Consider the following 20,571-nt stretch of genomic DNA (forward strand, 5'->3'; position numbering starts at 1 on the left):
CCGGCCCTTGTCTCCATCGTCGCACTCACTCACCTGTCCATCCCATGAAGCTCCGCCTGCCCGCCCGCTTTTCTCTAACAGCCGCACTGCTGCTGGCGCCCGCCATCGCCTCCGCCGAGGAAGGCTATGTCCTCGCCAAGAAAGGCAATGTCCCTGAAGCAGGCATCGTCCGCACCGAGAAGATAATTTCCGATCTCTCCGATTCCACCATTGAGCTCAAGAGGGACGACCAACACGCCAAGGGCATCTATACCTACAAGGTTAGTGCCAGCGTCGTAATAGAAGGCTTGGCCGCGGGGAAAGCCCGCCGGACCCTGACCAGCAAGACCACCGAAGAGCGGGCGATGCTTGGCGGCCGCGAACAACTCACACCGGATAAGGGCGATTCGCTGCAAGGCGTGCCGGTCCTCGTGGAATATAAGGACGGCTCCTGGGTAGCGAAGCTGGAAGCAGGCGAAGCGGACGCGGATCAAAAAACCTCGCTGGAGATGGTGGTCACCGAACTGGAGGCCGACAGCGACCCAGCGATCTACGGCGAGGCCCCGCACAGGCCGGGCGATCACTGGGACGTGGACCTGAAAGCCCTGGATTTCTATGCGGGTATCAAATCGCCAAGCGGCAGCTTCAAAGTCGAGTTCGTGGAGGTAAAGGAGATCGACGGCATCAAGTGTGCGGTAATCAAGACCAGCTTCGACCTGCAGGGCGAATACGTCGTGGACCCGGGCATCAAGAGGAAGATCAAGGGCGAGGCAGAGATCGAACGCTCCTTGGCCGACCTCGCAGACATGAAAATGAACTTCACCAGCAAGGTCACCCACGAAGGCGAGCCAAGCCACATGAAAGGCACGACGATGAAGATGGAGGGCCCGTTCAAAGGGGGACTCAGCGCCACGCGCGAGAAGAAGCCCTGAGAATCAATCCGCGCCGGGCTTGCAAGTCGCCGCGGATCTCACCCACAAGACCTCGTGTCCGATCCCGCCCTTACCGCCACATCCTGGCTCCTCCGCATTCCGGAAGTCTTCGCCCCGCAGGCGGATGAGATCCTCGCCGGGCTTGGCGCGGTGCCGCAGAAGAAGCTCGGCGCGGACTACCACCTGGTCCGCCTCGAGGAGCCGGAGCGGTTGAAGGATTCGGAGTGGGCGAAGTTCATCTCCTGGCGCTTGCCGGTCCATCACGCCTGGCCCTGCAATCCGCAGAAGATGGAGGGCTTCGTCGAGAAAGCCGCGCAGGGGATCTTCAAGAAGTTCGGCCAGCACGCGCCGCAGACCCTGCTGGCGGGGCCCTTGCAGACCGCTGCGGGTGCCCATCCCTTTTACAAGCATCTGGCGACAAACCTACGCGGGCGGACGCTCCAGCTCTTCCCGCCGCTGCCCGCCGCGGCGGAGGTCGAGTCGCAGGATCCGGAGCTGCCGACGCTGTTCTGCCTGGTCGGCAAGGAAGGTTTGTTCTGCGGCCTGGTGAGCCCGCGTGAAGCGAATGGCTTCTACCCCGGCGGCACGAAGTTCATCAGCCAGAGCAGCGGCATCAGCCGCGCCGGCGCAAAGATCGCCGAGGCCCTGCACTACCTGAAACTCCACCGCGAGATCCCCGCCGAGGGTGCCCGCTGGCTGGAGCTGGGGGCCAGCCCCGGCGGCATGAGCTCTGAGCTGCTCGCGCGCGGCTACCGCGTGACTGCCGTGGACAAGGCGGATCTCGATCCGAAGCTCAAGGGCGCGGCTGGCCTGGAGTTCATCCGCATGGATGTGGATGCGTTCCGGCTAGCGGAGAACACGCGTTTTGAAGCGCTGCTGAGCGACATGAACGGCGACCCGCGCGGTGCCCTGCGACAGGTGGTGCGGCTCTCCAACAATCTCGTATCGGGAGGCCTGATCGTTTTCACCATCAAGTCCGCGGGCGCGGAGACGCCGCGGGAGATGATCGAGCTTTCCCGCGCAGCACTGGCCTACGCGCGGGCTTCCGGACTTGAGCCGATCGCGGAGACGCACCTGACCTACAACCGGCAGGAGTTCACGATGTTCTTTGAGAGGCCGCGTGACTAATGCTCCTCTCAGGGCGAGAGGTGGGACGGGAAGTTGGCGGGCGGTGGTGCAAGGCGGGAACCCCGGACCGCGTCGCAAGAAGCCAACCCGATTCTCTTGGTCCCGGCAAAATCGGCGGACTCTCCGGCAGGAAATCGGATAGCTGAGTGTGGGCAAGGCCGCTTCCCGATGCCCCGTATTCCGTTTGACAGGCGGAACCCGTTTCACGGCATACTCAGCTGCCGCGGGAGCCGTCTTTCCCGGCGACACCAAGCTCCTTGCGGTGCAAGGTGCCCGACGCTCTCAAATCGCAACCCATTTGAATCCCAAGATGAAACTCTATCCCGCTCTGGCCGCGCTGACGCTCGGCACGACCTTGGCCCACGGCCAAGCCCGCACCTCGCCCCCCGGCGATGGCCTGATCCCGGCGTCCACCCCGCTGGTGGCCTGCGATCCCTACTTCAGCATCTGGTCACCCGGCGACAAGCTGACCGACGTGGAGACCGCCCACTGGACCGGCAAGCGCCAGCCGATGACCGGCCTGGTGAAGATCGATGGCAAGGCCTTCCGCGTGATGGGTGCGAGCCCTTCCGCCACCCCGGCGATGGAGCAGAAGGAGCTGAGCGTCCTGCCGACCCGCACGATCTACAAGTTCGAGGCTGGCGGCGTCGCGCTGCAGCTCACCTTCATGACGCCCGCGCTGCCAGAGGACATCGACATGCTCTCCCGCCCGGTGACCTACCTCACCTACGATTGCTCCGCGACCGATGGGAAGTATCATGAGGTGTCCGTCTTCTTCGGCGCTTCCGGTGAGCTCACCGTGAACACGCCGGATCAGGACGTGACTTGGAACGACGCCAGCGAAGGCTCGCTCGCCGTGGTCCGGATGGGCTCGAAGGACCAGCAGATCCTGGCGAAGAAGGGCGACGACCAGCGCATCGACTGGGGCTACGTCTATCTCGCCGCTCCGGCGGACGCGACTTCCAGCTACGGCTTCGGCAAGACCCAGGATCTCGCCACCGCCTTCGCCGAGAAGGGCCTGAGCAGCGGCAAGGGAGCCACGGGTGAAGCCGATCGTGCGGACAATGCCGGTGCCGGTCTCGAGCTGAAGTCCTTCCAGGTCGGCGCGCAGCCGGTCTCGAAGTGGGTGATGATCGCCTATGACGACATCTACGCGATCCAGTACAATCACAAGAACCTGCGCGCCTTCTGGCGTCGCAACGGTTGGGAAGCAAAGGATCTGTTAGAAGCTTCCGCCAAGCAGTACGCCGCCATCAAGGAGCACTGCGAGAAGTTCGACGACGAGCTGATGGGCGACCTCCGCAAGATCGGCGGTGAGAAGTACGCCAAGTTCTCCGCACTGGCCTACCGTCATTGCTTTGCGGCCGGCAAGTTCGTGGCGGACGAAAAGGGGCAGCCGCTGCAGTTCTCCAAGGAGAACCACTCGAACGGCTGTATCGCCACCTCGGACGTCTTCTATCCGATGGCGCCGCAGTTCCTGCTCTTCGGGCCGAGCGTCGGCAAGTCCTTCCTCGCACCCTTCATGGAGTATGCGAAGAGCGACCGCTGGAAGTTCCCCTTCGCGCCGCATGACTTGGGCACCTATCCGCAAGCCAATGGCCAAGTCTACGGCGGTGGCGAGCGCACCGAAGACGACCAGATGCCGGTCGAGGAGAGCGGCAACATCCTTTGCCTGATGGGCGCGATCGCCCAGATGGAAGGCAATGCCGACTACGCCGGGCTCTACTGGGATCGGCTCGAGCAGTGGGCGCAGTACCTGAAGAAGGAAGGCTTCGACCCCGCCAACCAGCTCTGCACCGATGACTTCGCCGGCCACATGGCGCACAACGTGAACCTCAGCGCGAAGGCGATCTGCGGTCTGGGTGCCTTCGGCAAGCTCTGCGACATGCGCGGGGACAAGGCCAAGGGCGCGGAATACTCCAAGCTGGCGAAGGAATTCGCCGAGCGCTGGGTGAAGGAAGCCAAGGACGGCGACCACTACCGCCTCGCCTTCGACAAGCCGGGTACCTGGAGCCAGAAGTACAACTTGGTGTGGGACAAGATCCTCGGCCTTGGCCTCTTCCCGGACGAAGTCCTGCGCACCGAGATGGACTACTACAAGACGATGCAGAAGGCCTACGGTCTGCCGCTCGATAACCGCCGGACCTATACCAAGCTCGACTGGATCGTCTGGACCGCCTCGCTCACGCAGAACCGCGATGACTTCGAAGCTCTGACCGCGCCGATCTTCAAGTACATCAACGAGACTCCGAACCGCGCGCCGATGGGCGACTGGTACGAAACCACCAACGCCCGGAAGGAAGGCTTCACCGCCCGCCCGGTGGTGGGTGGCGTATTCCTCCCCGCGCTTTACCACAAGGACCTTTGGGCGAAGTACGCCGGTCGCGACAAGACCAAGGCCAAGGGCTGGGCCCCGATGCCTGACTACGTGGCACCGGTGCTCACCAGCATCGTCGAGAACGGTGGCGAGAGCGACAAGGTGGAGTGGCACTACACCACCGAGAAGCCTTCGGACAACTGGTTTGCCGCGAGCTTCGACGACTCCGCCTGGAAGACCGGCAAGGCTGGCTTCGGTGCTGGCAATCCGCCGAACTCCAAGACCCGCACCGACTGGCGCACCTCCGACATCTGGCTGCGCCGCGAAGTCACCCTGCCTGCGAGCATTCCTGCCACCGTGGCAATCAGCGCCTATCACGATGAAGACCTGCAGGTCTACATCAACGGCGTCTCCGCCGCGAGCGCCGGTGGCTTCGTGACCGAGCAGACGATGATCCCGCTCTCGCCGCAGGGCAAAGCCGCGCTGAAACCCGGCAAGAACATCATCGCCGTGCACTGCCACCAGACCGGTGGCGGGCAGTATGTCGATGTGGGCATCGTGGATGTGAAGCCGGGGACGAAGAAGAGCAAGTGAGCTTCTAACAAGGCATAGATACTTCAAAGGGGCGCGGTGAAAACCGCGCCCCTTTTTGTTTGCCCGGTTCCCCGGGGTTTATTCCGCCAGCTCCACGTGAAGGCGCGTGAAGATCTCCGGATCTGCATCGGGACCTTCACCGAGGTGAAGCGGCACCGCAATGGATAGCCAGCCATTCACCACGGGCGGCACCGGGCTCGAGGTGGAATTGAAAAGTTCCCGCGGCCAGTCCCTCAAATTGTTAGACGCCAGCACTCGCCACCTCAGATCGCTCAGCGCGGGATCGTAGCGGAAGCGGAAACGCCGCGTGCCATCCCCGGAGACCAAGGCCGGCATCAGGTGGGCTACCGGATCCCGCGGGCCGACCCCGAAGGCATAGCGCAGGATGTTTTGGACGCTATCGCCAGAGGGATTCGCCGCCGGGCCGGAGATGGCATTGTTCACACGCTCGCTGGGATTCGGGAAGGCCTGCGCGCGCCAGTGAGCGAATGTGCCTGGCGGCGAAATCGCGGTCCCTTCCATGGTCATGTTATCGAAGCGGTGGGTGGCGTTGAGAGCACTGCTGTTTACCTGCTGGTTGGAGATCCGGATGCCGAAGAGCGGGTTGTCGTTCGCTCCCTCGCAAGCCCGGAAATCGAGATGGAGGAGGATCGGGGCGGCATCCGGGATCGGCAGGGTCGCGAAAGTGATGTAGTTGATACGGTCCGTGGTGTAGCTCACGACTTGGTTTGTCGGTCCCTGGGTGGTACGGCGGCTCTCGTACTTGACCACAATGTCCCGGTAGCCGGTGGTGGGCATCGCAAAGGTCATAACGCCACCCTCCGGGTTGATCAGCCGAAGGTGGGATCCGGTGCCGTCGCCAGCGCGCGCGTTCGAGGCCGTGAATCCCTGGTCCTGCGCGTTGTTCTGGGTCATGCCGGTCCCTCCGCTCGTTCTTGTCAGGCTGATGCTCGCACCGCCAATGCTTTGATTCGGGACCAGATATGCCGCTTCATTGAAATTCCAGTAATGAACCAACTGGCTTGGCTCAGGGCTGCCAGCGATGAATTGCAAAGGGGCCGACCAATGGCTCCAACGGCCGGTGGTATTCTGGTGGCGGACGCGCACGCGATAAGTTCTCCCGGCCTCCACGACTTCCTTGGGGATGGCCACGGTTCCCGGACTATCGATGGACTCCAAGTCCCAAATACCAGTGATCTCGTACTTCCTCGGCATCCCACCCACGTAGCCCGGTGCTCCGGGACCGGAAATTTCCGCCAAGCGCCACTGGGTCCGGGCGTAAGTTCCACCGCTCGCCGGCGAGGAGAACGCGGAGGAACTGAAGCGCAAATCGCCCACTGGATAGTTGGGATCTCCTGCCCGCGTCACCAAAGGTCTTGCGGGTATAGCGCTGTCGGAACATTCCCGAAGAAGATACTGGTAGCCATAGCCGAGTTGATCGCCATTGCCCACCGACCAACTGCTTCCGGTCCAGGCGTTGGTGGCATAGTTGCGGAGGAAAGCCACAAAGTCCTCGTGCTCCATCGTGCCGAAAGAGGCAGGACTGCGTAGCCAGCGGGTCCAGTTGCCGCCGATCCGGGAGTCATCGTAGCGGGTACAGTAGAAGTTTCCCTTGTGGTTGCTCTGGCCGCTGGCATAGCCATCGATGCCCTTGGTTCGGGGATGCAGATTCCACATCGCCGCGTCCGCATCCGCCCAGGTCACCGACTGACCCGCGGGATTCACGATCTGGGTGAACTCGTCAACCAACTGTCCAAACTGCCCGCCTCCCGGTGAACCATCCGAAGCCAGTAGGTCCAGAATCTCACGGGCACGATTGCGGTACTCCAAGCCCAACTGACTGTAGAAAGTTGCCCGGTGAGCAAGGATGACACCGGGCACCTCGCTAGAACCAAAAGTGCTGTATTGATGAGTTTGGGCAATGAACATCATGTCGAGGTCCCATGGCATGGGCACCCAACGGTTGTCCGAGGACCGATGGTAGAAGCAATGGTTGTAGCCGGCGCGGAGATCCACGTTGCCGATCAGACGGTTGATCGCGTGGAAATTATTGTAGGCATCCAGATCCATGTTCTCGCGCCACCAGGCCTCCGTCGGGCTGGCACTGAAATGGGCATCGCGGAAGCTGTTCCAGTCGGATGAATCGGTGGGCTGCCCCCGGCCCTGGTGCTTCTTGTCGCCGGCATAACCCTCCATCTTGTAAACATTGCCGTCAGGCAGGCCGCGTTCGTCGAGGAAGGAACCATCGGGCGACTCGACCGCGAGATACAGGCCCCAGAAATCGCCGCAGTACTGGCCGAAGGTATTACCGATCGGATCGTTGATGGTAGCAGCCGGTGCCGGCGTCTCCGTGGCCCCCCGTACCACCCGGAAGTGATAGTAGTGGGTGTTCGGGGAGGGCAGGCCGGCCAACTGGAAAGCCTTGTAGGATAGCGCTTCCTCGATGCCCGCCATCCCGCGGTTCACCGCCGCCCAAGGACTAGCACAAGCATTACCTGAAAGCGAGCCCCAGCGCTCCTTGTATTCCTCACCCCGGTTGTTCAGGGCAACCAAGTCGCGCGCGCGGTTGAAGAAGAAGCGCCACTTGTTCTTGCCGGAAACATAGGTGGAGACCTCGCCGCGGTTCTTGAATTCGATGTGATCATAAACCTCGCCGCCATAGACGAAGGTTCCGCGGAAGCGCACATTGTCCGATCCAGCCGCATACTGCGAGTTGATCACATCCGTGCCGTTCGCGATCAGCGTGTAAACCGGCAAGTCGTCCTGCACGGAGGCCGGGAAGGTCTGGAGCGGCGTGCTTCCCGGACGGAAGGCGCCCTCCCAATCCGGTAAGCCACTATACACGTAGTATGCAAAATTCGGCTGCTCGTCGTCGGCGTACGGCACGGTCGCGCTGTTGCCCATTGCGTCGGCGAAGCTGATCCTGTAGCGGACCAGCCGGCGGTTGGTTTGCAGCGCGGCGGGTAGTACTGCAGTGAAATAGGCGTCGTCCGCCACAGTATCGCCGTGGGTTCCGTCGTCGTACATCGGCACTGTATTCCAGTTCGCGAGGTATGCCGCATCCGTGAGCCGAATGTAGGACCCCGGATCCACGGTCTGATAAGCCAAGGTCACGGGGCCCATGTCATCCGGATCAGTGAGGCGGGCAGTGATGGTGACCACTTCGCCGGGTACAGGCGTAAGCGGATCGTGGGTGACCTGACGGATCTGGGGCGGAATCGTTTCCGCCGCGGAATAAACCGAATTGGTCGCGCCGGGAGTGGGGGCCTCCGAGGACCTCCATGAGCCGCCCAGGGAATTGTCCAGGTCCGGGTGGATCAACTCCACGGACGAGCCTCCACCATCCGCCCGGGTGGGCCAAGGAAACCCGACACCGTAGTTCACCCGGTCCTGCCGTACCCCGCCGGCATTCCACAGCTCGATATCGTCGCCGCCGGAACTCAGCTTGCCAGTCCAAGGACCCAAGGCACTCTTGCCATATTTGGCGAGGATCACCGCGGGATTCTCCGCTACCACCAGATAGCCGCCCGGTGCCACGGTCGTGTCATTCGGAAAGGTGTACTCTACCGCATCCGCAAGCTTCCAGCCCGAGAGGTTGAGCGCGTTATCGGTGGAGGGGTTATGGATCTCGATGAACTCTTCGAGGCTGGTTCCATCCTCCGGCTTGAAATGAAACTCATTGATCACCGCCTTCGCAGGCGCGGAGAATGCCTGGGGCACCGCGGTCAAAGCGCAGGCCCAAGGCAGGAGGAATTTGGAGGAAATCATTGCCAAGACGGAAGAAAGCCGGCGTCGGCAATCCACTTTGGGGGCGTTTGCCGCGCGCCGAAGTTATCGTCTATCTTGGCCTGCTCCTGCTGTCGATTGCTCGAACAGAGACTTTTTGAAGAGGGCCAGCTACTTCGGTCCACCGAGGTGCTGCTTGAAGAAGTCCACTCTTCTCCGCTGGCCGTAACGTTCTTCTCCGCTGCCGTGGTTCTTTCCGGTCATCGGCAGGAACTCGAAGTCCTTGTCCGCGGCGATCAGAGCATTGATCACCTGGTAGGTGGAGGAAGGGTCGACGTTGGTGTCCACCTCGCCGACTGTTAGGAGAAGCGCTCCTTGCAGGTTCTTCGCGTGGGTGACATTCGAGTTGTCCGCGTACTCCGGTCCGACCGGCCAGTCCATCCACTGCTCGTTCCACCACATCTTGTCCATGCGGTTGTCGTGGCAGCCGCAGTCGGCCACGGCAGCCTTGTAGAAGTCGCCGTGGAAAAGCATCGCGCCGAGCGCGTTCTGACCGCCCGCCGAGCCGCCGAAAATACCGACGCGCTCCAAGTCCATCTGCGGATATTTCGCGGCCGCCGCCTTCATCCACGCGATCCGATCCGGGAAGCCGGCGTCCTTGAGGTTCTTGTAGCAGTAGTCGTGGAAGGCCTTCGAGCGGTTGGACGTGCCGCGGCCATCGATCTGCACCACGATGAAGCCATTCACGGCCACCTCGTGCTTGGGCACCATCCACGGGTTCCAGGCCTTCGGCACAAAGGAATCCTGCGGGCCGGCGTAGATGTGCTCGATCACCGCGTACTTCTTCGCCGGATCGAAGTCCGGCGGGCGGCAGATGATTCCATAGATGTCGTACTTCCCTTCGCGGTCCTTTGAGACAAATGGCTCGGGCAGGGGCCAACCGGTCGCGCGCAGCTTCGAGTCATCCGCGGCCGCGAGTTGGGCCACCAGCCCGCCATCCCCCCAACGCCGCAACTCGGTGACCGGTGCATGGTCGACCCGCGACCAACGGCAGGTGTAGTACTTGCCATCCGGCGAACGCTCGAAGCGGTCGTGGGTACCATCCGATTGCGTGAGCAGCACCATCGCGCCGGTATCGATCGAGACCCGCGCGTAGTGGAAGTAATAGGGGTCCTGGCCCTGGTAATAGCCGGAGATCCGCAGCAAGACCTCGCGCTTCTTCTCATCCACATCGACGACATCGCGGACAATCCACTCACCCTTGGTGAGCTGGCGCCGGGTCGAGCCGTCCTTGCCATCGAGCAGATAGAGGTGCTTCCAGCCATCGCGCTCGGACATCCACAAGATCTCATCGCCATCGTTCAGGTCGCGGCGGTAGCAATTCCCGCTGACGAAGACGAAGGTCTCGCTCTCTTCCCGCACCAGCACCCGCTGCTGGCGCGTGGCGCTATCGATCTCGATCACGTTGTGCTTCCCGAAACCGCGCTCGGTGTACTCGAAGGTCAGCCGCTTGGAGTCGCCACGCCATTCAAGGCGGTCGGTCTCGTACGGATTCGCAATCAGCCCGGCATCCGCCGCGATCGGATCACCGCTCTCCGTGAAAAATACCCAGGGTGCCCGCGTGTCCATCTCATCGCCGGGCTTCGGATAGGGCCGGGTGAAGTGCTTCGGCTGGAGCTGGTCCTTCGGCGAAGACTCGATGTAATGGACGACGCGTTCCTCGACGTCCTTCTCCTTCCACATCGCGAAGCGCGAGGAGTCCGGTGCCCACACCGGCTGGCCGCGGAATTCGCCCGCAGCGTCGCCACGTGCCAGTTCGCGTTCCCGGCCTTCCTTGCTGTCCTTGAGGATTACCTTGCCCTCGCTGATGGCCACCTCCCAGCGCCCGTCCGGCGATTGCCAGGAGACATGCTGGCGGCTGCCCCCCTCCGGCGGCCGCTCGCGCCGCTGGCCGTTGCCATCGCGTCGGCGCGGTTCATCCGGCGGCTCGGCCGGAACCAAGGTGCTACCCTCCACCTTCCGCCAGCCCTCCTGATTGCGCAGGAAGATGTTCCCTCCCTGGCCGACCCGGAAGTCGCGGAAGGATGGATTGCCCTCAAGGGCCGGCTCCACTGCCCCGCTTGCAGGGTTCACCCGCAGCAGCTTCCGGCTGTCGCCTTGATCGAGGGCGAAGAGCAGCGCCGAGCTGTCCGGGGCCCAAGACAGATCGACCGTTTCATTCGGCACTGGGGTCTTCGCCACCCCGAACCAGCGGCCGGTGAGTTGATTGAAGGACTCCAGGTTGCCGTGGTCGGCCCGGGCGACCGGGACCATGAGCGGAACCAAGAGAGCAAGGAGGAATGGACAGCCTTTCATCGTCATTCTAGGTCTAGGGAACGATGACACTGTGGCTTCCCCTTCAGCCCGGCGAGCGATTGAGCGGTCAGCGGCGGAATCTCCAGCGCCAGCTCGCGAAATGGCCGATCCCACTGGCTCTCGCGCTCGCCTTCTCCGCCTGCGTCCAAACCGCGCCAGCCCCTCCCGGCGGCGGCCGCCCGGCACCGGGCCACCAGGACTGGGATGGCCGCGAGTCCAAGGCCTACCGCAGCGGCCACGCGGATGGCAGCGGGGACAAGCGCAAGCAGCTCAGCTATCAGCCTCGCGGCTCGCACTTCCCGCCGGATCTGCGCGACGACTACCTGCGCGGCTACAAGGACGGCTACCGGAATGCCAACGACAACCCCTGGAGCCAACGTCGCGCTTACGAGCTTGGCCAGAGCTACGGCCGCCGCGACCGGATCGCCGGCCAAGCGATGGATCCTCGCCGCCACGCCGCCGAGGTCCCGCGGGCGGTCCGAGGTGACTTTGCGGACGGCTATCGCGAGGGCTGGAACTCCGCGCGACCCGGCACCGGGGTGCGGCCACCGCTCCACCCCGTTCCTTATTGAGTATTATACGCGATTTTACGTCCCATTTAAGCGCCTGCATGCCAACTTATAAGTTGCCGAGCCAAGAGCCTACCGCTAGGAAGCGCCAGTAAATGAAATCCACCGTCCTTGCCGGCGCGCTTGCCGCCACCTCCCTTGTATCCACCCTGCACGCGGAAGTCTTCATTCTCGGCGCTAGCTGGCGCGAGCGCTCCCTGATCGCTCCTGAAGGCACGATCCAGCGCAACACGCGCAGCAATGTAGCCACCCGCGGCTACTTCGTCATGGAGCGCGGCGCCCCGCCGGCCCTGAAAGGTGCCTTCATCCAGTACAGCAACAACAAGCAGGACGGCAAGACCTACACGATCACCACCGGTTTCACCAATTTCACCGCCGATGTCGTTTCGGACGAGCCGGGCACCTCGTCCCGCATCTTCGGCCACGCTTTCACCCCGGTCGCCAACGTCCCGGTGACGAACCCGACGATGAGCTTCTCGGGCAGCACCTTCGGCGGCACCAAGCCGAACCGCGTGAGCTTCGACCGCCAGGTCTTCCAAGCTGGCACCAGCACCACGACCGCCGGCCCGAATATTGTGACCCCCGGGACCATGTTCCGCTCGATCCTTGCTGGCTCGGGCACGAATGTCGCCACGGACACGCAGACTCTGGCCCAAGCCATCAGCGAACTTACCCTGCGCTTGGATAACCAAGGCTACAAGCGCGCCGCGACGGCACCGATCATCGTCACCGATCCAGTGGCGACGTTGGCCCGCGATGGCTTCGACGCCACTAAGACCCTGAGCGTCACCCTGAACCCCGACGTTTACCCCACCCCCACCTACCAGTGGCTGAAGGGTGCGGCGGCACCGTTCACGGTGGTTGGCACTGGCGCGACCTACCTCCTGCCCGGCGGGACGGCCGGTGACGGCACTTATCACGTGGTAGTGACCACTGCCGCTGGCAGTGACACCAGCACCAACTCGGTGGTGACCACGACTCCGGCTGCCATGGTCTTCTCCCCCGCCCTTCCGGCAAGCGTTTCCGTGAAGGCCAATGCCTTCGCCCCGCTAACCGCTACGGTAAATGCCAACGCCTTCCCACAGGTGACCGGCTACCAGTGGACCAAATCCGCCACCGCTAACGGCATCTACGCGAACGTGCCAACCGCGAACGGCGGCAACCTGCAGACCCTGCAGGTGACCGGTGACATCAACAACCCCGCGGGTGCCGGCTTCTACAAGGTGATCGTTTCGAATGGCACCCTGCCCAACCTCACCAACGCTACCCCGGTGCAGGTGATCGCGATTCCCTGATCGGAGCCTTTAGTTCCTAAACTTCGAAGTTCCCGCCCGGCGCAAGCTTGGCGGGAACTTTTTTCCCACCATGAAGACCCCTTGGATTGCCGCCGCTGGTGCCCTGCTGGCCATCGCTTTGGCGGCATTTTTCCTTACCCGCCCGGACGCTCCGGCGCAGGCCAGCAAGCCCGGCACCAGCAGCAGCGGCAAGGGCAAGCCTGGGGCCGCCAGCGCCCAGTCCCCGGATGGCCGCCGGCTCCGCAAGCAGGCGAAGGAAACCAGCGAGGCGGACAAGAAGGCCGCCGCCGATCTGGAGCTGCTCTGGGCCCACGGCGACCAAAAGGAGACCTTGGATGCCCTCGACAAGATCGGTGACTACAAGGATCCCGATCCTTGGCGGGCGGTCGCCGGGGTGCTGATCGAGAAGGCCCGGACTGAGAGCCGCCAGGAGATCGTGGACTATCTGCTGGCCACCGGGGATGCCGCACCGATGGACATCCGTATGGAGATGTATGCCGCCGCCCTCGACAACAAGACCAAGGGCGTGGACGACTCGGCCCGGCTGGAGCTTCAGAATCTGACCGGCGAGGTATTCAAGACCAGCGACGAGGCGCGGTCCTGGATCAAGAGCCATCCTCCGGAGCCGGAGGAAGAGCCTGCCGAATAGAATAAGCCGGGCGAAGTCCCGGTCAGTAGGTCGGCAGGTTGTCCTGCTCGCCACCGTTTGCCGGACGGCCGTGGGCCTTGTTCTCCATCATGATCCCGAGCTGCCGGAAATCGCGCCCCATGCCGATGGCTGTATTGCAGGAAGTAAGAGCGGTAACGGAGACCACCGCCAGCAGCGCGAGCAGCATTTTCATGTCGGAATTTGGTAATTCAGATTCCTAGCGATGCAAATGCTTAATTATTCTTAAGTTCCTTTCGGAGGTTCACGATTTCCTCTCGAATTTCAAAAATCGAATCGCGCAGCGCTTCCAAGGCCCGGAAGTGATCCGGATCGCCAGCGGCGGCATTCACCAGCTCGGAGCAAGCCGCCAGGGCATCGTTTTGCCAGCCGAGGCAGCGCTTGAGCATGGCCAGCACGTAGCCAGTCTCGCGCTCGTAGTCGCCGTTCAGGGCACCCGCCAGCTTGCCGGCGACCTGCATCAGCGCGCTGTTCAGAACCGCGGCAGCGGGGTGTTCATCGCCCGCGCGGGTCAGATCGATCCCACGGATCACGACATCCTGGGCCTTGGCTTGGAGCGGGTGCTGGCGCATCTCGGCATCATCATCCCAGTCCTCCTCGTCGCCACTTGCCTCGGGGGTCCATGCAGCCGGTTCCGGGGATGGGGCCTCACTCTCCTCGGCCAAGGCCTCAAGGAGGCCGTCCCAGCCCATGGCGAAAGCTTCCTTCCGCTCGGCGTCCGGATCGTCCAGGTACTTCTCGAGCACCTCCTGGTAGGCATCGGCCAGCCGGTCGGACTCCTTGAGGCGCTCTTCCCATTGGAACTCGTCCTCCTCGCCGTCGTCGTCCACCTTGCGGTCGGCAGGCTCGATCCGGCGCACCAGATCGTTCATGAAGTCCCTCATCGCCTGCATGTTAGCCAGCTTCTGGGCCTCCTCGGCATCGTCATCCATCTCCCAGGTGTGGTCGGAGAGCTTGAGCTCGAAATCGCAGGTTTCGATCACCACCCGGCCGTTGCGCTCGCTGAACCACTCCAGATAGAGGGTGTTCTTCCAGCAAAAGGGGATCTGCTGGCGGGCCGCATACATCGCCGCGAACTCCTCATCGGAGACCAGCGGGACCTTGTTTTTGCGGGATGCGGTCATGTCCCCCACCACCCCCTGCTGGACCGCAGCGAGGTCCATGCTGGCCTGTGGCTTGGGTGCCGGATTGCGGAAGGTCAAGCGGCTGCCCGCCAGATCGCGCCAGCAATCGCCGGCCAGATCCAGCAACACGGGCTCCTCACGGCCAAGGATCCACAAGCGGCCGACGGTTTTCCCCTCGACCGTATTGTCGATCTCGCCGCGCTCGAGGGCCTCGTCGATTCGCCACGCCACGGTCGGCAGCTTCTGAAGTCCGGGCGGGGGGCGTCAATAGTTGTTGGAGGACGCCTGGGTTTAACTTCTTGAAGCATTTAAAGTCGCGGCTACGCTATGCCTGCGTATCCCGGATGGAAATACTTCTCAAATTCGCCCAAACCGCGCTGCTGATCCTGGTCGTCATCGCCGTTTTCAACCTGATCATCTTCGTCCACGAGCTCGGCCACTACTGGGCGGCCAAGTGGCGCGGCCTGAAGATCGACCGCTTCCAGATCTGGTTCGGCAAGCCGATCTGGAGCAAGACCATCAACGGCGTGCAATATGGCCTCGGCTGGATTCCAGCGGGTGGTTTCGTGGCGCTGCCGCAGATGGCGCCGATGGAAGCGATCGAAGGCGGCAACCTCGACCAAGCACCGCTGCCGCCGATCAAGCCGCTCGACAAGATCATCGTCGCCTTCGCGGGGCCGCTGTTCTCCTTCCTGCTCGCCATCACGGCCGCGCTCTGTGTGTGGCAATTCGGGAAGCCGGCGGACATGATCGAGACCACCACCGTCGGCTACGTCGAGAAGGGTAGCGCCGGCGAGGCCGCCGGTCTCAAGCCGGGCGACAAGATTCTCGCGATCAACGGCAGCCCGGTCAGCACCTGGGTGGGGAGCGTCGATTCTGTGGTGGTCCAAGTGGCGACCAGCCGCGGCAGCCAAATCCAATTCACCGTGGATCGCGGCGGTGAGGTCGAGAACATCTACTCCGGCTTCAAGATTCCGGAGACCAAGCCCTGGCAGCGCAAGGGCGTGCGCCAGGTGGGTCTCGACCCGGTAGGCAAGGGCTTGGTTTCGATCGCGGACTTCTCCGCCGCCAAGACCCCGGCCGAAAAGGCGGGCCTCAAGAAGGGCGACGCGATCGTCTCCTTGGACAACGTGCCGGTCACGACGATCCGCCAAGCCATGGATCTGATCGAAGCCGCCGGGACCAAGCCGATCCAGATCGCCTACCAGCGCGACGGCCAGCCCGGTAGCGCGACGGTTACGCCGACGGTACCCATCTCCGGCCTGGAGAAGGATGAGCTGCGGCCAATGATCGGTGTGGCCTTCACCCAGGAATCCTTCAGCCGCGACGGACTGGTGAATCCCACGGTCCCCGAGCAGCTCACCGAGACCGTGAAGACGATGTGGCTGACCATCGTCAGCGTGGTCTCGAAGGACTCCAGCATCGGCCTGCAGCACCTCAGCGGCCCGATCGGGATCGGCAAGGTGCAGTACAATTTCCTGCTGATGGATCACCCGGTGCTGCGGATCATCGCCTTCTTGGTGCTGATCAACATCAACCTGGCGATCCTCAACCTACTCCCCTTCCCCGTGCTGGACGGCGGGCACATCGTGCTCGCCGGCATGGAGTGGATCGCGAAGCGGCCGGTGCGGGTGAAGCTGCTGGAATACATCCAGCTCTGCTTCGTCTGCCTGCTTTTCGGCGTGATGATCTACGTGAGCTCCAAGGATGTGTTCGATGACTTCGGGCGCGGCGGTGGCGGTGATGGGAAGCGCAAGGAACTGGTGTTCCCGGATTGAGCTGACAGAAGCTTCAAGGATTTATCAAAGCGCCGCTGCTGGCCCGGGAACGGGTGGTAGCGGCGCTTTTGTTTTGGGTATCCTTCTTACCTCACGATGGCCCCTTTCGCGACGCAGTCGCTTTTAGGTGGGCCGCGAGGATCGCCGCTTTTTGGGCGGGTGGTCGAGGCAGGACGCCGTTGGAGTTCTAGATGGGTTTGCCCTTAGGGTGTGGGCGTGTTCTTTCCTTGGGGATCACCCCTACTGTCTGGAGTGGGGGAAACGGGCCTAGAACTTGTGTGGCCTTGAATGGAGCGAGCGAGCACAGAAAGCGGCGATCCTCGCGCGCACTCCTAAAGCGGCCGCGCCGCAAAGCTTCAACGCGCAAGCTAACAAGCCACCCTGCCCTCACTGCCCCTTCCAGAACATCATCGCGCAAACGAGCACGGCGATGCCGTAGGCCAGACCGGCCACGCTCAGCGCCTGCCAGCGCTTGCTGTTAGCGGTGGCCCAGTTCACCGCATCGCGGAAGAGGTAGGGCATGCCGACCCAGTAGAGCGAGGCGATGATCATCGCGTAGGCAAAGATCGGCACCAGCAGGCGGCTCTGCGGATCCCTTTGGAAGGCGGCGTAAAGCAAGGGCGCGGCGGCCATCAGGCCGAGCAGGCCCAAGGCGCGCACGGCGAGGAATTCCTTCACCGCATACCCGACCGCCGGAATCGCGAAAAGGATCACATAGCGGAGATAGCCCTTGAGCGGGTTGAATTCACCCAGATCCATGGCCAAGGAATGCAGGATGCCCTTCCCGGGCGGCTGCACCAGAAGCCAGAACCAGATCATCCCGATGAAGAGGAAGACTTGGCCGATCGCCTTGTCGCGCGGCAGCTTCTTGAGGAAGTGCTGCACTGGCTCCGGCTTGGCGAGCATCAGCGCGTGGGTGGCTACCAGCCACACCCCCAGAACCAGCCCGGTGCCGTAGAGCGGCAGCGGTTCGTACAGGTGCATCGCGTTCTCCATGTGCGCACGGGGATTAGGGGAGCCTGCTGCCCGGGACAAGGCGGAAGTCGCCGCCCGGGATTCCAGTTCCGGGCCGGATTTCCACTCCGGACCCGGCCGGATCGCTCAAAATCGCGAATTTCACGTCTATCAAGCGCCAGGGAGGCCGATCTTCATTCATTCAAATTCGACGACGAGGGACCGCGGGCCGGAACTATTTTCAAAGCGCACGTAGAGTAGCCCCTCCCCGCCCAGATAGTCGTAGGACTCCACGTCCACGCCATCCAGCTTGACCGCAGCCGGGCGCTTGCCGCAGGCGATGAGGACCAGTGCCGGTGTCCCCGCCACGCCCTCCACGGTCCATTCCAGGCCCTTCTTGCGCTCTTTCGCCAGGGCCTTGCAGGCAGAGGCCAGCAGGCGGTCCCCCTTCCCTGCCTGGAGATCAAGCAGGAAGCAGCGGGCACCCGGCTTGAGTTCGACCTCGCGCTGCACCTTCAACCCGGGATCGAAGAGATTCACGAAGCGGCCCTTCAGGATCTTGGCCGGGCCTCCCACCGATTCATCGAGGCCCGCCGCCGCGAAGTACGGCCCGCGTCGTAGCACGAGGTGATTCGTCTCCTGCCAGGTGCCGCCGGTCTTTTCCAAGGATGCCTTCAGCGTTGCCACGTAGTCCGCTTCCTCCTCGGCCAAGTGCGTGAAGGTCACCGGACTAAGGCGTATCCAAACCACCTCGCCCTTGCCTACGGCCTTGCGTTGGCTGCCGCCTTCCGGGAAGTCCGTATCCTGGAGGCCCAGGGTGCGGAAGAGATCCTGGCGGGGATTGGCATGGGTCTTGCCGCCTTCATTCCACCACTCCTTCACGCCATTGTAGAGGTCACCATCCTCATCCGCCACGACGAGCACGCCGCCTTGCTTCACCCATTCCGCCAGTGGTGGATGGACCTCGGGGCTCTGTGGCTTCTGGCCCTCGTAGCTCAAAACCAGCACCTTCAGGTCCTTCAGGAAGCCGGGCAGCACCACGTTCTCAAGCTGCACCGGAGTCACGGGGATGCCGCGCTTCAGCAGTGGCAGTGCCTGCCCGTAGAAGTGACTCATGTCACCATCGCTGGGCGCCGGGCCTTCCCGCTGGAACATCAGCGAATCGCTGACCAGCACACCGATCCCGCGCGAGCCGCAGTCCCAGGCGTAGTCCGGCTGCTTCATGTCGTTGAGCGCGTTCATCACGACCTGCAGCTCGGTTGCATACTCCGGCGGGATGGTCTGCTGCTGCTCCGCCGGCACGTTGCGAGGGTACTTGCCGCCGAAGATCCGCTCCGGCCAGGGCGCGACCTCGAATTGCGAGACATCCGGCTGCAGCAGCGAGGCGACCATGGTGGATTCCCAATTAGTCCGGTAGTCCGTCCAGTCGTGGCGCGGGTTGTCCTCAATTGGATCGTTCAGATACCAAACCGTGCGGCCGGTGGCCTTCACCAGGTTCTGCATGGCGCCGTATTCCAAGAAAGCAGTCTCGAAGGTCCGTTCCTTGCGCACGCCGCGATAGACGTTCGGAGTGCGGGAAGTACCGGTCCAGACCTGCGCGATGTAGCCGTTGCAACCGTCCAGCTTGGCAAGGCTCGATTGCGGGCTCACGATCTTCCAGTGGGCGTAGTTGAGCAGACTGTGGGTCGGCACGTAGCAGCGGACCTGCTTGCCGGTGCGCTGGTTGAATTCCTTCACGTGGTCGAAGACCTGCTGCAAGGCCCTACGATAAAGATAGTACTTCAGCTTGGAGGCCTTCCACTGGCTGTCCACGCTCTCATGCGGGGCTTGCCAATCCTCCTTGTAGTAGTCCTTCCACTCGCGCTTGAAGCCTTCCGAGTAGCCGGCGCGGGCCCAGAATTCCGGCTCTTCCAAGTGGATCGCCTCGGCACCGGCATCCAGCGCGCGCTGTACGCCCACGCAGAGGAACTTCCCGTAGTTCTCCGCCGGGCACATGTAGTACACGTCGCCGCCGTGGCTGATGACCTTGCCATTGCGGTCGGTCTGGGCGTTGTCGACGTGGTTCACGCCGTCAAAGCGGCCGTAGAGGTAGTCCTGGTACTGGCCCCAGGAGACGCCGGTCATGACGTGCAGGCGGTAGCCACGGTCGCGCCAAGTCTGCATGCGGGCGGGGAGGTCCTTGTCGATGCCGTAGACCAAGGCCACGTCGGAGCGGAGGTTGCCCTGGGGCGACCATGCCTTGCCGGTCTGGAAGCAGGTGCGTTCCATGGCTTGGTCCGGGTCGGCGGGGAAGGGTGGGGGAAGCTCAAGTTCCGCCCGGGCCGCGGCGGCGGTGAAGAGGGTGCAGGCGAGGATCGCGGGAGCGGGGCGCATGCCGGAGGATACGTGGCCGCGGGCAGGGGTCTGCCGCTAAGTTCAGTCATCATCCCATTTGCGCGGGAGCGCTTTCGGAGTGCGTGCACAAAAACAAAAGCCCGCCACCGGAACTGATCCAGCGGCGGGCCTTCTGCATTCAGGCGATATTCACCGCCCGGCTTGTTTACTTCTCATCCAGCTTGGCGAAGCCATCCAGCGACTTGGGAACGATCACTTCGTCGACCGAGTGCATGATGCCATTCTTCACCGCCAAGTCGGCCTTGGCCACCTTGGCATGTTCGACTTGGACAGTGTGGGCCTTGATGTCGATCTCCACCTTCTCACCATTCGAGGTGGTGATCTTGCCATTCTTCAGCTCGGAAGAACTGAACTGCCCAGGGAGCACGTGATACAGCAGCAGCGAGCGCAGCTTCTCCTTGTTCTCCGGCAAGAGGAGCCGGTCAAGGGTGCCCTTCTTCAACTTCATGAAGGCATCGTCCGTGGGAGCGAAGACCGTGAAGGAGCCCTTGGGATCGCCCAGCATTCCTTCGAGGTCGGCCGCCTTCAGTGCCTTCGCGAGGATCGAGAAGGTGGCGCTGTCGTTGATGGTTGCGGCCAGTGTGCCGGGTTCCGGAGCCACCTTCACTTCGGTGACGATGGTCTTCTTGGTGGTCTCTTCCTTGGTGGTCTGTGCGATGGCAACCGGAGTGAGCGGTGCCAAGGCGAGTAGAAGAGCGATTCGGGTCAGGTTCGTTTTCATGATTGTGGTGTCTAATTGTGATACTTCCCCGCGGCGTT

Annotated in this window: 14 protein-coding genes; 7 read left to right on the plus strand and 7 right to left on the minus strand. The window is 62.8% G+C overall.

From position 1 onward, the window contains the following. Window positions 1–44 precede the first annotated feature (44 nt). From BV071_RS17575 to BV071_RS17595, 3 genes are all read left to right on the plus strand, one after another. Complete coding sequence (locus BV071_RS17575) at window positions 45–911, plus strand: hypothetical protein (protein WP_035609862.1); 867 nt, start codon at window positions 45–47, stop codon at window positions 909–911. A gap of 54 nt (window positions 912–965) precedes the next feature. Then, window positions 966–2,039 (plus strand): SAM-dependent methyltransferase, encoded by a 1,074-nt coding sequence (locus BV071_RS33180; protein ID WP_052573493.1) that lies wholly within the window; start codon window positions 966–968, stop codon window positions 2,037–2,039. A gap of 310 nt (window positions 2,040–2,349) precedes the next feature. Further along, window positions 2,350–4,950 carry a glutaminase family protein gene (locus tag BV071_RS17595; protein ID WP_035610079.1) on the plus strand — a complete coding sequence of 867 codons (2,601 nt, stop codon included), beginning with the start codon at window positions 2,350–2,352 and terminating at the stop codon, window positions 4,948–4,950. A gap of 78 nt (window positions 4,951–5,028) precedes the next feature. Here the strand turns inward: BV071_RS17595 and BV071_RS17600 are convergent, their stop codons facing one another. Further along, window positions 5,029–8,718, minus strand: a complete 3,690-nt coding sequence (locus BV071_RS17600) for a lamin tail domain-containing protein (protein ID WP_035609871.1) — start codon at window positions 8,716–8,718, stop codon at window positions 5,029–5,031. Window positions 8,719–8,847: 129 nt separating this feature from the next. After that, a complete protein-coding gene (locus tag BV071_RS17605; RefSeq protein WP_265594554.1) occupies window positions 8,848–10,989 on the minus strand; it encodes a S9 family peptidase in 2,142 nt (713 codons plus the stop codon). Between the two features lie 65 nt (window positions 10,990–11,054). On the opposite strand from BV071_RS17605, the gene BV071_RS17610 reads away from it, so the two are divergent. The 3 genes from BV071_RS17610 to BV071_RS17620 all read left to right on the plus strand — a co-directional run bounded on the left by BV071_RS17610 (window position 11,055) and on the right by BV071_RS17620 (window position 13,544). Beyond that, on the plus strand, window positions 11,055–11,603 hold the full coding sequence (locus BV071_RS17610) for a hypothetical protein (protein ID WP_265594555.1): 549 nt from the start codon (window positions 11,055–11,057) through the stop codon (window positions 11,601–11,603). 92 nt (window positions 11,604–11,695) lie between these two features. After that, a complete protein-coding gene (locus BV071_RS17615) occupies window positions 11,696–12,895 on the plus strand; it encodes a hypothetical protein (RefSeq protein WP_035609876.1) in 1,200 nt (399 codons plus the stop codon). Window positions 12,896–12,965: 70 nt separating this feature from the next. Continuing rightward, entirely contained in the window at window positions 12,966–13,544 is a 579-nt protein-coding gene (locus tag BV071_RS17620) for a hypothetical protein (RefSeq protein WP_035609879.1), read from the plus strand. Window positions 13,545–13,566: 22 nt separating this feature from the next. Here BV071_RS17620 and BV071_RS35495 read toward each other — a convergent pair whose 3' ends face one another. Further along, window positions 13,567–13,737 carry a hypothetical protein gene (locus tag BV071_RS35495; protein ID WP_265594556.1) on the minus strand — a complete coding sequence of 57 codons (171 nt, stop codon included), beginning with the start codon at window positions 13,735–13,737 and terminating at the stop codon, window positions 13,567–13,569. 40 nt (window positions 13,738–13,777) lie between these two features. Further along, window positions 13,778–14,917 (minus strand): hypothetical protein, encoded by a 1,140-nt coding sequence (locus BV071_RS17625; RefSeq protein WP_035609882.1) that lies wholly within the window; start codon window positions 14,915–14,917, stop codon window positions 13,778–13,780. 113 nt (window positions 14,918–15,030) lie between these two features. On the opposite strand from BV071_RS17625, the gene rseP reads away from it, so the two are divergent. Further along, window positions 15,031–16,464 (plus strand): RIP metalloprotease RseP, encoded by a 1,434-nt coding sequence (gene rseP, locus BV071_RS17630; protein WP_052573497.1) that lies wholly within the window; start codon window positions 15,031–15,033, stop codon window positions 16,462–16,464. A gap of 387 nt (window positions 16,465–16,851) precedes the next feature. Here rseP and BV071_RS17635 read toward each other — a convergent pair whose 3' ends face one another. From BV071_RS17635 to BV071_RS17645, 3 genes are all read right to left on the minus strand, one after another. Next, the gene (locus BV071_RS17635; RefSeq protein WP_265594557.1) at window positions 16,852–17,448 is read right to left on the minus strand and encodes a hypothetical protein; all 597 of its coding nucleotides are present in this window, start codon (window positions 17,446–17,448) and stop codon (window positions 16,852–16,854) included. A gap of 168 nt (window positions 17,449–17,616) precedes the next feature. Next, window positions 17,617–19,791: a hypothetical protein gene (locus BV071_RS17640; RefSeq protein WP_052573498.1), complete on the minus strand. Its 2,175-nt coding sequence runs from the start codon at window positions 19,789–19,791 to the stop codon at window positions 17,617–17,619. 166 nt (window positions 19,792–19,957) lie between these two features. Then, complete coding sequence (locus BV071_RS17645; protein WP_052573499.1) at window positions 19,958–20,533, minus strand: fasciclin domain-containing protein; 576 nt, start codon at window positions 20,531–20,533, stop codon at window positions 19,958–19,960. Between the last annotated feature and the right edge of the window lie 38 nt (window positions 20,534–20,571).

Origin of the sequence: Haloferula sp. BvORR071, assembly GCF_000739615.1 — a bacterium.
Taxonomy (GTDB): Bacteria; Verrucomicrobiota; Verrucomicrobiia; order Verrucomicrobiales; family Akkermansiaceae; genus Haloferula.

Bases quoted from the DNA above. Each gene is read 5' to 3' on its own strand.
- BV071_RS17575 (WP_035609862.1), top strand. From the start codon at position 45: ATGAAGCTCCGCCTGCCCGCCCGCTTTTCTCTAACAGCCGCACTGCTG.
- BV071_RS17595 (WP_035610079.1), top strand. From the start codon at position 2,350: ATGAAACTCTATCCCGCTCTGGCCGCGCTGACGCTCGGCACGACCTTG.
- BV071_RS17600 (WP_035609871.1), bottom strand. From the start codon at position 8,718: ATGATTTCCTCCAAATTCCTCCTGCCTTGGGCCTGCGCTTTGACCGCG.
- BV071_RS17605 (WP_265594554.1), bottom strand. From the start codon at position 10,989: ATGGTCCCGGTCGCCCGGGCCGACCACGGCAACCTGGAGTCCTTCAAT.
- BV071_RS17610 (WP_265594555.1), top strand. From the start codon at position 11,055: ATGACACTGTGGCTTCCCCTTCAGCCCGGCGAGCGATTGAGCGGTCAG.
- BV071_RS17615 (WP_035609876.1), top strand. From the start codon at position 11,696: ATGAAATCCACCGTCCTTGCCGGCGCGCTTGCCGCCACCTCCCTTGTA.
- BV071_RS17620 (WP_035609879.1), top strand. From the start codon at position 12,966: ATGAAGACCCCTTGGATTGCCGCCGCTGGTGCCCTGCTGGCCATCGCT.
- BV071_RS35495 (WP_265594556.1), bottom strand. From the start codon at position 13,737: ATGAAAATGCTGCTCGCGCTGCTGGCGGTGGTCTCCGTTACCGCTCTT.
- rseP (WP_052573497.1), top strand. From the start codon at position 15,031: ATGGAAATACTTCTCAAATTCGCCCAAACCGCGCTGCTGATCCTGGTC.
- BV071_RS17635 (WP_265594557.1), bottom strand. From the start codon at position 17,448: ATGCACCTGTACGAACCGCTGCCGCTCTACGGCACCGGGCTGGTTCTG.
- BV071_RS17640 (WP_052573498.1), bottom strand. From the start codon at position 19,791: ATGCGCCCCGCTCCCGCGATCCTCGCCTGCACCCTCTTCACCGCCGCC.
- BV071_RS17645 (WP_052573499.1), bottom strand. From the start codon at position 20,533: ATGAAAACGAACCTGACCCGAATCGCTCTTCTACTCGCCTTGGCACCG.